Annotated in this window: 14 protein-coding genes; 5 read left to right on the top strand and 9 right to left on the bottom strand. The window is 39.2% G+C overall.

Annotation, left to right across the window (positions count from 1 at the left end; all coding sequences use genetic code 11):
* Positions 1–39: 39 nt before the first annotated feature.
* From SMUL_RS15695 to nrfD, 4 genes are all read right to left on the bottom strand, one after another.
* Positions 40–837, bottom strand: a complete 798-nt coding sequence (locus tag SMUL_RS15695; RefSeq protein WP_025346200.1) for a phosphate ABC transporter substrate-binding protein — start codon at positions 835–837, stop codon at positions 40–42.
* 179 nt (positions 838–1,016) lie between these two features.
* Entirely contained in the window at positions 1,017–1,715 is a 699-nt protein-coding gene (locus SMUL_RS15690) for a 4Fe-4S dicluster domain-containing protein (RefSeq protein ID WP_038533586.1), read from the bottom strand.
* Positions 1,716–1,729: 14 nt separating this feature from the next.
* Entirely contained in the window at positions 1,730–4,285 is a 2,556-nt protein-coding gene (locus tag SMUL_RS15685; RefSeq protein WP_025346199.1) for a molybdopterin-dependent oxidoreductase, read from the bottom strand.
* Positions 4,286–4,295: 10 nt separating this feature from the next.
* The gene (gene nrfD / locus SMUL_RS16870; protein WP_084613151.1) at positions 4,296–5,135 is read right to left on the bottom strand and encodes an NrfD/PsrC family molybdoenzyme membrane anchor subunit; all 840 of its coding nucleotides are present in this window, start codon (positions 5,133–5,135) and stop codon (positions 4,296–4,298) included.
* A 119-nt stretch (positions 5,136–5,254) separates the two neighbouring features.
* On the opposite strand from nrfD, the gene phnD reads away from it, so the two are divergent.
* From phnD to SMUL_RS15655, 5 genes are read left to right on the top strand one after another with little or no spacing between them, the layout of a single operon-like run.
* Positions 5,255–6,127 carry a phosphate/phosphite/phosphonate ABC transporter substrate-binding protein gene (gene phnD, locus SMUL_RS15675; RefSeq protein WP_025346197.1) on the top strand — a complete coding sequence of 291 codons (873 nt, stop codon included), beginning with the start codon at positions 5,255–5,257 and terminating at the stop codon, positions 6,125–6,127.
* Positions 6,124–7,491 carry a sensor histidine kinase gene (locus SMUL_RS15670; RefSeq protein ID WP_025346196.1) on the top strand — a complete coding sequence of 456 codons (1,368 nt, stop codon included), beginning with the start codon at positions 6,124–6,126 and terminating at the stop codon, positions 7,489–7,491. The genes phnD and SMUL_RS15670 overlap by 4 nt, the downstream gene beginning before the upstream one ends.
* Positions 7,488–8,870, top strand: a complete 1,383-nt coding sequence (locus SMUL_RS15665) for a sigma-54-dependent transcriptional regulator (RefSeq protein ID WP_025346195.1) — start codon at positions 7,488–7,490, stop codon at positions 8,868–8,870. Before SMUL_RS15670 ends, SMUL_RS15665 begins: the two co-directional genes overlap by 4 nt.
* A gap of 57 nt (positions 8,871–8,927) precedes the next feature.
* Positions 8,928–9,614, top strand: a complete 687-nt coding sequence (locus SMUL_RS15660) for an ABC transporter ATP-binding protein (protein WP_025346194.1) — start codon at positions 8,928–8,930, stop codon at positions 9,612–9,614.
* Complete coding sequence (locus SMUL_RS15655; protein WP_025346193.1) at positions 9,611–9,883, top strand: hypothetical protein; 273 nt, start codon at positions 9,611–9,613, stop codon at positions 9,881–9,883. The genes SMUL_RS15660 and SMUL_RS15655 overlap by 4 nt, the downstream gene beginning before the upstream one ends.
* A 192-nt stretch (positions 9,884–10,075) precedes the next feature.
* On the opposite strand, the gene SMUL_RS15650 is transcribed toward SMUL_RS15655, so the two are convergent.
* From SMUL_RS15650 to SMUL_RS15630, 5 genes are read right to left on the bottom strand one after another with little or no spacing between them, the layout of a single operon-like run.
* Entirely contained in the window at positions 10,076–10,342 is a 267-nt protein-coding gene (locus SMUL_RS15650; RefSeq protein ID WP_025346192.1) for a hypothetical protein, read from the bottom strand.
* Positions 10,332–10,748, bottom strand: coding sequence for a hypothetical protein (locus SMUL_RS15645; protein WP_025346191.1), 417 nt, complete (start codon positions 10,746–10,748; stop codon positions 10,332–10,334). The genes SMUL_RS15650 and SMUL_RS15645 overlap by 11 nt, the downstream gene beginning before the upstream one ends.
* Positions 10,745–11,590: a metallophosphoesterase family protein gene (locus SMUL_RS15640; RefSeq protein WP_025346190.1), complete on the bottom strand. Its 846-nt coding sequence runs from the start codon at positions 11,588–11,590 to the stop codon at positions 10,745–10,747. Before SMUL_RS15640 ends, SMUL_RS15645 begins: the two co-directional genes overlap by 4 nt.
* A 2-nt stretch (positions 11,591–11,592) precedes the next feature.
* The gene (locus SMUL_RS15635; RefSeq protein ID WP_025346189.1) at positions 11,593–11,802 is read right to left on the bottom strand and encodes a hypothetical protein; all 210 of its coding nucleotides are present in this window, start codon (positions 11,800–11,802) and stop codon (positions 11,593–11,595) included.
* On the bottom strand, positions 11,783–13,510 hold the full coding sequence (locus tag SMUL_RS15630; protein WP_025346188.1) for an AlwI family type II restriction endonuclease: 1,728 nt from the start codon (positions 13,508–13,510) through the stop codon (positions 11,783–11,785). The genes SMUL_RS15635 and SMUL_RS15630 overlap by 20 nt, the downstream gene beginning before the upstream one ends.
* Position 13,511 lies beyond the last annotated feature (1 nt).

Here is a 13,511-nt window from a genome sequence, read left to right as displayed (position 1 = left end):
TAGCATGTAGGGTTAATTTAAAGTGATTCATCTGAACTCCTATCGAACGGCGACAAAGGTTTTAGCAACAATCGCTTGTGCCTCTTTGGTGTAAACATAGTTTAGAAATTGCACTAAAGCCGTTGAGAGGTTCTCTTTGGTTACAAGCACTAACGGCCTTGAAATTGGGTAAGAGCCATCGGCAATATTTTTATCAATCGCTTCGACATCGTTGATACTTAACGCCTGAACTTCAGGTGTGTTTTTCACAAAAACCATACTCGCTGCGGTAATGGCATTGGGGTGGTTTTTGACATAATTGACTTCATCGATGGGAGCGTCGACTTCGATGGCATCCTTACTGTAGGTTCCCACTAAAACTTTTGTATCAAAAACAATCTCTGTAAAAACAATTTGCGTGGCGCGTTTGTCGGCAAGCGTTTCTATGACCACAACGATGGGTGCATTATCTCCTCCGACTTCACTCCAGTTTTTGATTTTGCCTGAGAAAATATCTTTGAGTTGTTCCATACTGAGATTTTTGACAGGGTTATTTTTATGCACAACCACGCCAATCGCGTCGTACCCTATGATAAAAAAGCGAAGCCCTAAGGCTCTCTCTTTGGTTTCAATGGCGCGTGAAATACCTGCCAGTTCCGTTTCCTCTTTCAAAAGTGCATCAACACCTTGCCCAGAACCAGGGTTTTCAATACGCGAAAAGGTATGCCCATAATTTTTTGAAAACTCTTTTGCAAATTCTGGCAAAACAGTTTTCCCAATGGTTGATGAACCTACATAAGAGAGTTCCGCGCTATGAAGGGATAAAAAAAAGCTAAGACATAAAAAGATTAGACGCATAAGTGCAACTCCTGTATTAGACTTCTCGCAGAATCCATTTTGCAAGAAGTAAAAGCACCAAAGGTGCGCGGGCATTTCGCCGAGGAAAACCCAGTGTTAACGTAGTCTTTGAAGCTTTGCTTTAATGACGTGTTTAGAACTCTATTAAATTAAGAAGACCCTCAAAAGAGGGTCTTTGGTTAGTTGTACTCTCTGATATAGAACACTTTAGGGTTTGTGCCTTTTTCAGGAAGCAACACCGTTGGTTTGTGTGCTCTAAGTGTGGTTGCGATTTTGCTTTTCTCATCATTGAGATCACCAAAAATACGCGCATCTGCAGGACACGCTACCACACATGCAGGAGAGAGCCCTTTTGCAACGCGGTGGTTACAAAATGAACACTTCTCAACGGCACCTTTACGACGTACTGCTTCGTATCCATCCGCACCACGCGCCGCATTAAAGTTAGGAAAAGGTGCTTTGGCTTTATCGGAAAGCTCTTTTTTCGAGAACGTTCCATCTTTAACGGCACTGCTTGTATCGGTTGCAAAATCTAAAAACGCATGTTCTTTGTTGAAAAAGATAACGCCATAAGGATCAGCCAACATACAGCTTTTACAGCCGATGCAAATGCTCGGATCATGTACGACAAAACCTTCATCTGTTTTGTGCATCGCATGAGTCGGGCACACTCTGACACAAGGAGCATCTTCACAATGGTTACACAAAGTAGGCGTGTGTTTGTAGCTTACTTTTGGGAAAACCCCATAAGTCTCTGTTGTGTGGCTAGCCCAGTTAATTCCTACAGGGGTATTATTTTCACTTTTACATGCCAAATCACACGCACCACATCCTACACAGCGGTGAAGGTCAATGACCATTCCATATTTTTTTGTCATAATCTATCCTTTCCCTATATCTTTTCAATTTTGACGCGTGAAAGTCCGCCGTGACGTGGGTTTGCACCACTGAGACGTTCATAATCGTGGAACAAGATGGCGTTATTGTTTCCGCCTCTTGGTTTTGCACCAAAAACTTCAGAGCCTACCCGACCATACGCCCAATGCCCTTGTCCGTAACATTTGATCACAACACCAGGGCGCGTTCCTTCCCAGAGTTTCACTTCACTCTCAAGGCTACCTTGTGGTGAAGAAATTTTGATTTTATCGCCATCTTTTAACCCCAATTTTTTGCCATCAAGTGGATTGATTTTGGTCACATCTTTGTTCGCAACATCACCTGGATCAACGTCTTTGATCTCATAGTACCATGAGCAGTTTTGGCTACGACCTTCGCGGTTGAGGCGAGATCGATGTTCGGAGAAGATAAACGGATAGGTCGCTTCGTCACCATGACGTACCACTTCTTCATAGTGAGGAACAAAGCCTAACTCACCTCTACAGGTATAGTTTGCTGCTTCAAACGCTTCATCCACCGTGATTTTATTTTTCTCGGCATGCTCAATCATCACTTTTTTGAGTGTTTCACTGTAAAACTCGAATTTTTTCGTTTCGGTTTTAAAGTTGTCGATTTTTTTGCCGGGTTTGTATTTTTTGGTTTTCCAAACACCTTTTTCGAGGAGTTCATTCCAGCTGTTGATGGTATCGCCTTTGTCATTACTTGAGCCATCCCATACAGGTTTACTGAGAAACTTGACAACATTAAGATCGAACTCTTCGGAAGTTTCAGGTGTTTTTCCTGTTTCTATATCTTTGAAATTGTCTTGGAAATAGCGAAGTGGACCATCAAACCCTTTTTTAGCTAAAGCTTGAGCGAGTAAGAAGGGAACCTCCGTCTCATCGGTTTTGGCTTCACCATACGGCTTAATCAATGGTTGATGAATGGACATATACCCGTACATATTTTGTTTGTTTTTAACAAAACCATAGCGTTCAAAAAGGTGCATTTTAGCGGGTAAAACAATGTCCGCATACATGCTCATCTCAGCGATATTGGTTGTAACGTGTGCAAAGAATGGTAACTGTTCCATCGCTTTTTCCCAAACATTAGAGCCATTGATAGAAAAAACAAAGTTATTCCAATACCCAATAGCGACTTTAATGTCGTAAGGATCTTTATCCATCATCGCTTGTGCGACACGACTGGTTACGACACCGCCGCCACTTTTTTTATTGAGTGCAGGGAACCCTTTGGTGCCACGTTGGTCAATTTTTTTCTGTTTGAGTGCTTTTTCAAGCTGTTCATTCAAGTATGGTTTGTAATCAGGCATTTTAGCAGAAGGGGCAGAACTACCTTGTAAGATACCGCCTTCAGCATCGACCGAGCCTACAAGACCATTGAGAGCGTGTCCGCCAAACGAAGAGTACGCACCTCGTACTTGCATCGATGCCCCTGGGCTCACCCATGATATTGCGCGACTTCCTGCTGCTGCAAATTCACGTGCCACTTCTTTGATCTCTTTAGCACTGATACCGGTGAGTTTTTCAGCCCACTCTGGGGTACGGTCTTTTAGCTCTAAATTCCACCATGCAACTACTCCATGCGTATGGTTTTCTTCAAAAACGACAGGAATGACTTTGCCTTCGACTTCGAGCTCGCTTGGCACCTCTTTTTCAGGAATAAAATAATTGATTTTATCGGTAAAATTACCTACAAAGGTTTTATTCCATCTCCCTTCACTTAAAATCACATGCGCAATTGCCATCTGAAGTGCGCCATCCATCCCCGGGATAATTGGCAACCAACGATCTGCTTTTGAGGCGGTAGCGGAAAGTCTTGGGTCAATGACCGTAATGCGTGCTTTATCTTTCATATAGCCTAATTGATTCATAAACCAGGGTGTTTGACGGTTGGACGCAATTCCATCCCATCCCCATGCAAGAAGGTATTTACAGTTATCCAAGTCGGCATCGGCATAGTCCCAATAGCCTTCTGTGTAGTAGCGACCAAACTTCTCAGCTTCGGCACAAATCGCAGAGTGAGAGATATTGTTCGGGCTACCAATGAGTTTTGGAAAGGTGTTGTACATAATCTCATTCATATAGGTGTAACGACCACGCATAAGAAGGTATTTGTGTGTTTCACCAGCGTTAATGAGCTCCATAATTTTATCAGCGATGGTGTTAATGGCTTCATCCCAAGAAATAGGCACAAATTTAGGATCAACGCCTTTTCCTTTTTTAGGATTGGTACGTTTAAGGGGTGTTTTAACACGATCTGGATCGTACACTTGTTGCAATGCTAAGTGTGGACGTGGGCAGATACGACCACCACTTGGAGAGTTTGGATTGCCTCTGATTTTTACGACTTTACCATCGACAACAAGTCCTTGAATAGCACACCAACTTGTGCATCCTTGACAGGTTGAGCTCATCCATTTACCTGCTTCGCCCTCGTAGGCGAGCTCTCCAATTTTGGCTTCGACAACTTCTGGAAAAATAGAAAGGGTTGAAGCTACCGCAGCACTTCCTGCTGTTGTTTTGAGAAAATCTCTTCTGTTAATACTCATCATTGACTCCTTATACTGCTTGACCAAGATAAACAACTAAGTTTTTGAGGAAAAAACTTCCTAAAACGATGATTGCGAAGGTTGGAATGGCGACTGCTTTGAGGGATAATTTGTTTAAAATGACCAATGTGAAAATGGCTAAAGGTGCAATTAACCCCATTAAAATACTCAGTACCCAAAACTCCATACTAAAGTTGCTGATGAGAACATCATAGGCATGTTTAGAAGATGCTGTTGTCAGGGCAAGATTGTAAACCCATGCAAAAACAGCGGCTAACTCAATGGTTAAAACCATGTTGATGATCAGGGGAAGTTTAAAGCGTGTTACAAGACTTTCTAGGCTTCCTAAGTTCAGTAGAACCATCAAGGATGCACCTGAAAGAATAGACGAGACAAAGAAAATAACAGGAATAGCGTTGTTCCAAGGCTCTTTTGCGATGCCGGAGAGTAAAAATCCATGATACAAACCAACGAGTCCCGCAAGAATGGCACCTGCGTAAACGATTTTTGAGCTAAGCGATTCAACACCACTGGTCAGTACTTTAAAGGCGATAAGAAGCGCAACGGCTACAAACGCGCTTTGTAAAAAGATACCGATTGACATAAACGATGTTGGATTAATCGCATAGATCGTTTTAATAACGTTCAAGGGGCGACCAAGTTCTGTAAGAAGCAGCAACAATCCTGCTATCACCAAAAGCGGTGCAATCACAAATGATTTTTTGACAAAACCATCGTAAACTTTTGCATCGACATAGTAAAGTATAACCCCCACGAGGAAGGCTCCTACACCTAAACCACCCAAAAACAGATCGAGCGAGACCCGTATATCCCACAATAATTGCATCATGGACTCCTTTAAAGTTTTTTGAACTTTTCTTCAAGTACAATGTGCTTACTGCAATTAACGTGCCAACTTTCTAAAGCCCTAGAATAGGGGCTTCAAGAGAAAAAAGGAGCTTTATAAAGATGAAAAACGTTCAAATTTTGACCAGTGCCTTTCAAAAATTTACCATGCTTTTTTTGCTGATCATGCTCCCTTTTTCACTCTGTGCAAAAGAAAAAATTGTTCTTGGATTAACGGGAACAGTATTGAAAGATGATCTTAAAAATTTTATGGATTGGGAGAAGTATTTAGAACATAAAATCAGTGATTTTGATGTACAAATACGTTTTTCAAAAACCTATGCAGAGATGAATCAGCTCATTAAAGAGCATAAAGTGGATGTGGCGTATGTCTGTAACTCCAGTTATACCAAGTTGGATAAAGAAGGAACGGGTAAAATCTTAGCGATTCCCATCTTTGATGGAAGCGATCAATATTACTCCTATATCATTGCAAAAAAAAGCACTTCGGTTGATTCCCTTGCAGACTTTAAAGGAAAAATTTTTGCCTTTACCGATCCTGAAAGTAATTCAGGGGCTACGGCTCCAAGTTACTATATGTTAAGTCATGGGATGGACCCTAAAACGTTTTTTAAATCCTACATTTATACGTATGAACACGGAGAGTCCATCAAAGCGGTTATTGATGGATTTGTGGATGGGGCAAGTGTGGACAGCATCGTTTATACCCGTTTTGCGCAAAAGCATCCTGATCAAATTGGGCAGTTAAAAGTCGTACAAATTCTAGGACCTTATACCAATTCTCCGATTGTTACGCGAAGTTCATTGCCTCAAAAAAAGTTTGAAGAACTTCAAAATGCTTTCATTACGATGCACCAAGATGCGTACGGTCAAAGCATTTTAGAAAAACTCTCTTTGGATCGTTTTGATCTCCCCTCTGGTCAAGATTTTTCCAATGTGGCAAAAATGCTTGAGGTCATTGAACAGAGACAATGAAAAAGTTTTTTGACTATCTTTTAGCGCTTTCTGTTCAAGTCAAACTTGCCACGCTTATTTTTTGGGTCGTTTTTTCGATCTCTTCGGTGTCGATTTTGATCAATATCGACATTCATAAAAACCATACCAATCAGATCATTGATGAGTTGATTAAGACCAATATCAACTCTAACAAAGCTTTTGTGAGTGAGTTTATTCTTACGCATAATCAGTGGGAGCTGTACAAATTTCTCAAAACGCTGAGTTCCAGCAGTATGATCGAAAGCTCGGGATTTGTAGATAATCATAATGTGATTGTAGCCCATACCGATACGGAGCATTATCGCCTTGGCGATATATTTAAAGAGTTTGATAGCTATAACGTTGTTCCTTTTGAAGAAGATGGCGTAATTTTTGGCTCTTTTGTGCTGAAGGTTAAAAATCAGACATTTTTGAGCATGATACAAGAAGCTTTTCTAGCGCAGTTTGTGCTTCTAACGATGGTGGCTCTACTTTCCCTTGTTATTGCCAATATTTTTATGGGAAGATTGCTTGGTAGGCTTGATCTGCTCTCGAACAATGCAACGGCGATGATTGAAAAACGCTGGGATGACATTACGATTTATCAAGGCAAAGAGAACGATGAGATTACCCGCATCATCGAAAAAACAACGCAATTGATGCATGAGCTGCGAGACTCCATTGAAAAAGAGGAAAAAAATGCTCGCATTTCACACTCACTCATTATCTTGGGGGAAATTGGCTCTTCGTTTGCGCATGAAGTTAAAAATTTGCTGCAGCCTTTAAAGTTGTTGCTCTCTCCATCACAACTGCCCGATAAAGAAGATATGCCCATTATTCATGGAGCATTAGCGCGCATCGATCATCAGGTGGTGGACTTTTTAGCCCTTGCCAAACCAGCGGATTTTAAGTACGAAAAACCTTTACATGTAAAGCAATTTGTTGAAGAATCTATTGCATTATTACGCGCTTCTTTGAGTAAAAAACATTTAGGAATTCAGAGCGTTATTGAAGAAGATTTGAGCGTCAAAATGGGGGCGAATGCCATTGAAATTATTTTGATAAATTTACTCAATAACGCTATTGATGCAGCGTTTCAACTGAGTACGATTGAGATCACATGGAAGAGGGCAGAGCAAGCAGGATTTTCCATCTTGTGTGTCAAAAACAGAGGTGAAACGATGGATGAAAAAACCAAAGCCAATCTGTTTAAACCCTTTTTTACCACAAAAAAAGAGGGCTCTGGTTTGGGGCTTTTTAGCATCTATAAAATTGTCTATCTCTCCAACGGTTACATCGAGTTTGAAAGTCAAGAAGAGCAGACAAAGTTTTGTTTGTATATCCCATGTGAAGAGGTTTTATGAAAATTGCCATTATTGATGACCAACAAGAGATTCGCTACTCGGTTGCTAAAATTTTACAGCGCAATCAACACACACCGTTGCAGTTTAATGGCGAAGAGTTTGAACTCGCTTTAATCATCGAAGAGCAAGGCGTCGAGCTTTTAATCGTCGATGTGATGCTAGGAGAAAATCTTACAGGCATTGATCTGATTAAACAGTTTAAAAAAGCAGGCATTCATCTTCCTATCATCTTGATGACAGCGTACACGACACCGACCAATATGATCGAAGCGTCCAAAATCGGCATTAAAGACATTTTACAAAAGCCTTTTGATGAGGTGCAGCTTTTAGCGTTGGTTGGAAAATATGCAGACACTTCCAGTAAAGAAAAAAGTGCTAAAAAGCCGATCAAGCAAGGGGAAGAGGCATTTGTAGGTTCGTATGAAACAATGAAAGAGATCTATAAAAAGATTGGCATTGCCGCCAATAACGACCTTTCTGTGCTTATTTACGGAGAAACAGGAACGGGTAAAGAGCTGATCGCCAATCTCATTCATACTAACTCTACGCATGGGGAACACCCTTTTATTGCCGTGAATTGCGCGTCCATTCCAAAAGAGCTTTTTGAGAGTCAACTGTTTGGGCATGAAAAAGGCTCGTTCACGAGTGCCGATAAACAGCACATCGGGTACGCCGAGCAAACAGGCGAAGGAACGCTCTTTTTAGACGAGATAGGAGAGCTTGACATTGAGCTTCAAAGCAAGTTACTTCGTTTTTTAGAGACAAAAAAGTTCAGGCGTGTGGGTGGTGCAAAGGAGATCACGTTTGAAGGACGCGTCATCAGTGCGACCAATGCCAATCTTAAAGAGCAAAGCCAGCAAAAGAGTTTTCGTGAAGACCTTTACTTTCGACTCTCCATGCTCACCATCACGATGCCAACGCTTAAAGAGCGGATTCAAGATATTCCTATTTTGTGTGAACACTTTATCGCGAAAGCCAACCGCGATCTTAAAACAACCATAACATCCATTTCTGAAGAAGCGTTGGTGAAGCTTGCACGCCATCATTGGCGAGGCAACATTAGAGAGCTGCGCAATACGATTTACAGTGCCTGTCTCAATGCCAGCGACGCGATGATCAAAGCGGAAGACATCAAAGAGTTTGAAGACGCATCGCCGTGTGAAAAACAGAACTTAGAGCAATTTTGTCGTGATTTTTTAGAGAAAGAAGGGGTTGAAAAAGCCCATGAATTAGAGCAGATGATGCAAAAATCTCTTTTACATGTAAGCTTTTCTCTCTGTCCAAACATCACACAGCTTTCCACCATACTCGATATTTCTCGAAATACACTCAAAAAACAACTCAAAGAGTTTAATCTTTACCAAGACGATAGTAATTAACATCGTATTAACATAGCCGGCTTATACTTTTACAAATGACATAAAAGGGGAAAGAATATGATTAGCGCGAATCATCTCAAAAAAGTGTATCAGACAGGCGAGATACGTCAAGAAGTTATCAAAGATTTGTCTTTAGAGATTAGCGAGGGGGAATTTATCTCTTTAGTTGGACCTAGTGGAAGTGGGAAAAGTACGGTTTTAAATATGCTCGGGTGCCTTGATACCCCAACCAACGGTGAAATTACCATTAATGGCTCACCTATTACGGGGATGAGCAGAACAAAGATGGCGAATTTTAGGGGCGAAAACATCGGTTTTATCTTTCAAAGTTTCAATCTTATTCCTGTGCTGAGTGTGTATGAAAATATTGAATATCCTCTCCTTATGATCCAAAACCTTCCCGAAGAGGAGCGCAAATCACGGGTACTTACGTTACTTGAGGAGGTTGGGATGTTGGATCATAAAGATAAAACCCCTGATAAAATCTCAGGCGGTCAGATGCAACGTGTCGCCATAGCAAGAGCACTCGTGACCAATCCAAAAATTGTCTTTGCGGACGAACCTACGGCGAATCTTGATACCAAAACAGCACATATGATTATTGAGCTGATGAAAAAAATTCAAAGAGAGCATCAAACGACGTTTGTGTTTGCAACCCATGATGAAAAAATAGTCTCCAATGTGGACAGACTTATCACCCTTGTTGATGGTGAAATTGTAGCAGATCAAAGGATGAACAAATGAACAATATCCTTAAAATATCCTATCGCAATCTCAAACGAAACTATCGAAGAACGCTTTTAACGGCTTCATTGATTACAATAGGGGTCATTTTTGTGCTTATCTACACGGCGATGTCAGGGAGCTTTAAAAGTTACACGGTTGGGCAGATTACCGATTCTTTAATGGGGCATATTCAGATACACAAAAAAGGGTATGTGGCTTCTGTCGATAACCTCCCTCTCGATAAAAACCGATATTATGTAGCAAGTGCACAAGATTTTGTAACCTGATGTTTTGCCAAATTTTCACTAAATATGATATACTTTTATTGTTGAAATAAGTATGCGTTCCCTTAGTAGTGGAGACACTATCTAAGCATACACGCTTAAGCGTGAACTAGCGTACTTCTTTCATTGTTAGATTAAGTACCCGTTCTTAAAACACACCAATCTCTCCAAAAAACTTACGCCATTTATAAAATATTAAGATTTAGGAAACTCTTTTTCAAGATCAACCCCAGTGCAAGAAAAAATCTTCTCAAGCATTGACATATCCTCGTAAAATCGTCCAGCAAGCAATGGATCTGAGTCATAGCCATCTTTAAAACTAAAAAGCAACTCCGTATCACGACTTAACCTTTGAAAATCTAAGAGCGTCTTCTCGTCTAATTCATCAAGACGCTCACAAACAATAATGATATTATGTAAATCTATAGCCGTTGTTAATTTGAAATCTTCACTATATTTCATTTTCTGCTCTCCATCTCAAGAGCATATCTAGCTTCCCGCTACTCAAGGCTTCACCAAAAGTATTCAATTTTTCACTTAACTCTACACGATCAATCTCATCAAACAGATAATCTCTCATCATAAAATGTTTCGGATAAACACCTCTCTCAACAATGGAATTAAACAAGATATCCAAAAGTGCACGAATCGGAGAAGCAACCAAAACACCAGAGACTTCAAAACCCTTTTTGGTAAAAAAATCAGTATTGTCATAAATTCCATAGTTTCCAAAAATATCGACTGCGCCCATGAAATTAGACGGGTGAATTTGATAAAAATTATTTTTCAGCATTTCAGTTTGATGCCAATCGCATTGAATGAGTCCAAAAGGGATATTTAAAGCTGAAACAGCAGTGATATACTTCATAACTCAATACTCCTCAAGGTCACGGCCATCTTATTGTAGTCCTCTTCTGGTGGATAGCCCAAAGGATTACAGATACACGTAACACCATAATGTTCGTATTCTAGCCTATTGTGGGTATGCCCGAATAGCCAATATTTCATACTGCCGCCCTCTAAGAACCTATGACCATCAAAAGAGTAAAACATACTGCTACGATTATTTTGCCAACTAGGAGACAAATGCTGATGTAAAAAAGAGGGATTGACGTGAGTTATCATCACATCACAATCTTTATACACTGCTTCTAGCAACGGCAGTGATAACTTGTACAGTTGATTGTATTTCTTAATGCCAAACATCATTTTATGATCTGGCATATTCATTTTCCAATACTCATTATTCGATCTTGGATTATCAGAAATGGGGAAATATACTTTTAGATAAGCGTTATTGTAAGAACTATCAACACCACCAAATCTAATACCATCAATTTCAACTACGGCACCATTGAGGCAATACATACCTTCTTCTGCATTGATTAACGCTCTCATCTCTTCTACACGAGCAAATGAGGATTTTTGGTACTTCTCTTGCTCATCTTTTGAATTTAAATAGTAGTCGTGATTTCCTAATACGCATACGATATTTTGATAATACTCTTGCCTGAATATCCGCAATATCTCAATGTTTTGTTCATTGTAGTGCCCTATATCTCCCGCAATAATAAGAACATCACCTACGCTTGTTCTATTTACCAGAAATATAGGGTCAAAAATATCTTTAACAGCTTCTTTTTTAACTTTTGGAGTGTGAGGAAAATAGGCGTCCAAATGTAAGTCGCTTAATATATCAATACGAGCCACTTTTACACCTCAAATTTAGTAACTTTATCCAAACCATTTTTCTTCGTAATGACAACTTCATCACCAATATCCAAGCCATAATCATCATAAAGCTTCTCAAGCGCTAAAGTCATTACAGCAGTAGTAATATCGTTTGAACTTACTAAAAAGCCTTCATTGTACTCGCAACTAGTGATTTGACCTGTTTCTTTATTATATTCTAGGGTTTGCATGATTATAAAATTTTATTTGATTATTAATAATAGTTGAAATTGCTTTCTTCCATTTAGGTGCATCATTATTTATTTCTACCCTGCATTCCATCATCAATGGTCTTAAAATATCTTTTACTTGGGCAATATTTGATCGATAAGCAGTTAAAAGAAGTTTGAAATCATTTAGTTCAACTGGAACAATAAGTAAGCCTATTTTTTTGTCATCTTTTAAATACCACTCACCGAGACGAAATGTATTAGCAGTGTTAGTGTCTATATTAATCGCAATGAATAATCCAAATACTTTTTTGTCTGTCCCATCAAATGATTCAGCATATTTTGCAACATGTCTTCTAACAGGTTCACCTTCTGCTGCTTCTTGTCTTGAAGATGTAGTTAGCGTTACTTCAACCACAATTACCATATCTTCAAATTCAAAAACCATATCAGGAGCACCGCCAGAAGCTGTCCCAATAGGTAAAAAATCTTGGTCTACTTTAAACCCTCTTGCCTCCCAAGGCATATTTGTAAGAGAGTTGATAGCTAAAAATGAGCGCCATATTATCCATTCCAAATATGCTGGTTTTTCAGAGCTAGGAATTTCGATACTACTGCCATCCTCTCGTTCATGTTTTACTTTATTTTTAGAGAAAAGATCAAGGTATATTAATATTTCATCTATCTGTGATGCTTGTGATTTAGCATAATCAATTTCATGAAATTTAAATAATTTATCTTCAATGGTATGTCTAATGATGGCTATATCAGAAGGAGTATCGAGTTTTTCTTGTGATACATCGATAAATTCACCCCGTTGGCGTAATTTTCCAATAAGATCATTTAGAACATCCATAGCATCATCATGATTGTCTAATGGGAGTTTTGCACCGTTGGTAAGATTTTTTAAATAAGCTAAATCATAAGTATATTTAAAATTATCTGCAACAAGTTTGATAATGAGTACATGTTTTTCATCAGATAAGGCTATCCCTCGTCCTTTACTATAAAAAAGCCCTGTTGCTTTTAAATATCTTAGATTTGCATCAGCATAGGCACTAAATGTGTCTGGTTTTTTGTTGTATTTCTCCGCTAAATTATCATAAATTAAACGATCAAAATGTTTTTTTCTAATTGAATCGTTTCTGGCTGTTCTAAGCGAAATTATTTCACCAACAATGTTTTGAATACCATCAGTTGGTACTCGACATTGAATTATTGATGCTATCTCAATAAAATTTACTTTGCTATCACCAACTTTTTTTTCTAACTCTAGCATAATCTCTAAAACCAATCGAAGAGGTGAAAAATATTTAGAAATTTCTTTTTTAGGTTCAATATCAGAAGGAACAATATATGCTGCCATGGAACGCAAAAAACACTCTTGCCACCCAGATACTGTTTCTGCTCGCATTAATCTAAAACCATTTGGTGTTATAGTATCTGTAGCTCCAAGTTCTGATAAAAAATTATCTTGATCTTTTTTGTTTAGCTTTGGATACAAAAATCCATGTTGTGTTAATGCGGCTCTCCACTTCCTACCAATACTATAAGTAACATCACTTTTGGTATCAACAATTCCAAATTCAGCAAGAATTTCATTAAACCTCATTTCTTCATTTTTGCCGCGAAGATGACCTTGTAACTGTGCTTTATAAATAGCAATCAAACCGTCTCGTAATCGAAAAGGCGATCTGACTGTAGTATTCCCAAAAAACCATAGTGTCATA

Origin of the sequence: Sulfurospirillum multivorans DSM 12446, from assembly GCF_000568815.1 — a bacterium.
Lineage (GTDB): Bacteria > Campylobacterota > Campylobacteria > Campylobacterales > Sulfurospirillaceae > Sulfurospirillum > Sulfurospirillum multivorans.
Note: the sequence above shows the minus strand (reverse complement) of the source record. Positions and strands in the feature narration are given on the sequence as shown.

Coding starts and splice junctions, on each gene's coding strand:
- SMUL_RS15695 (WP_025346200.1), bottom strand. CDS start 837: ATGCGTCTAATCTTTTTATGTCTTAGCTTTTTTTTATCCCTTCATAGC.
- SMUL_RS15670 (WP_025346196.1), top strand. CDS start 6,124: ATGAAAAAGTTTTTTGACTATCTTTTAGCGCTTTCTGTTCAAGTCAAA.
- SMUL_RS15655 (WP_025346193.1), top strand. CDS start 9,611: ATGAACAATATCCTTAAAATATCCTATCGCAATCTCAAACGAAACTAT.
- phnD (WP_025346197.1), top strand. CDS start 5,255: ATGAAAAACGTTCAAATTTTGACCAGTGCCTTTCAAAAATTTACCATG.
- SMUL_RS15650 (WP_025346192.1), bottom strand. CDS start 10,342: ATGAAATATAGTGAAGATTTCAAATTAACAACGGCTATAGATTTACAT.
- SMUL_RS15645 (WP_025346191.1), bottom strand. CDS start 10,748: ATGAAGTATATCACTGCTGTTTCAGCTTTAAATATCCCTTTTGGACTC.
- SMUL_RS15665 (WP_025346195.1), top strand. CDS start 7,488: ATGAAAATTGCCATTATTGATGACCAACAAGAGATTCGCTACTCGGTT.
- SMUL_RS15685 (WP_025346199.1), bottom strand. CDS start 4,285: ATGAGTATTAACAGAAGAGATTTTCTCAAAACAACAGCAGGAAGTGCT.
- nrfD (WP_084613151.1), bottom strand. CDS start 5,135: ATGATGCAATTATTGTGGGATATACGGGTCTCGCTCGATCTGTTTTTG.
- SMUL_RS15660 (WP_025346194.1), top strand. CDS start 8,928: ATGATTAGCGCGAATCATCTCAAAAAAGTGTATCAGACAGGCGAGATA.
- SMUL_RS15635 (WP_025346189.1), bottom strand. CDS start 11,802: ATGCAAACCCTAGAATATAATAAAGAAACAGGTCAAATCACTAGTTGC.
- SMUL_RS15690 (WP_038533586.1), bottom strand. CDS start 1,715: ATGACAAAAAAATATGGAATGGTCATTGACCTTCACCGCTGTGTAGGA.
- SMUL_RS15630 (WP_025346188.1), bottom strand. CDS start 13,510: ATGACACTATGGTTTTTTGGGAATACTACAGTCAGATCGCCTTTTCGA.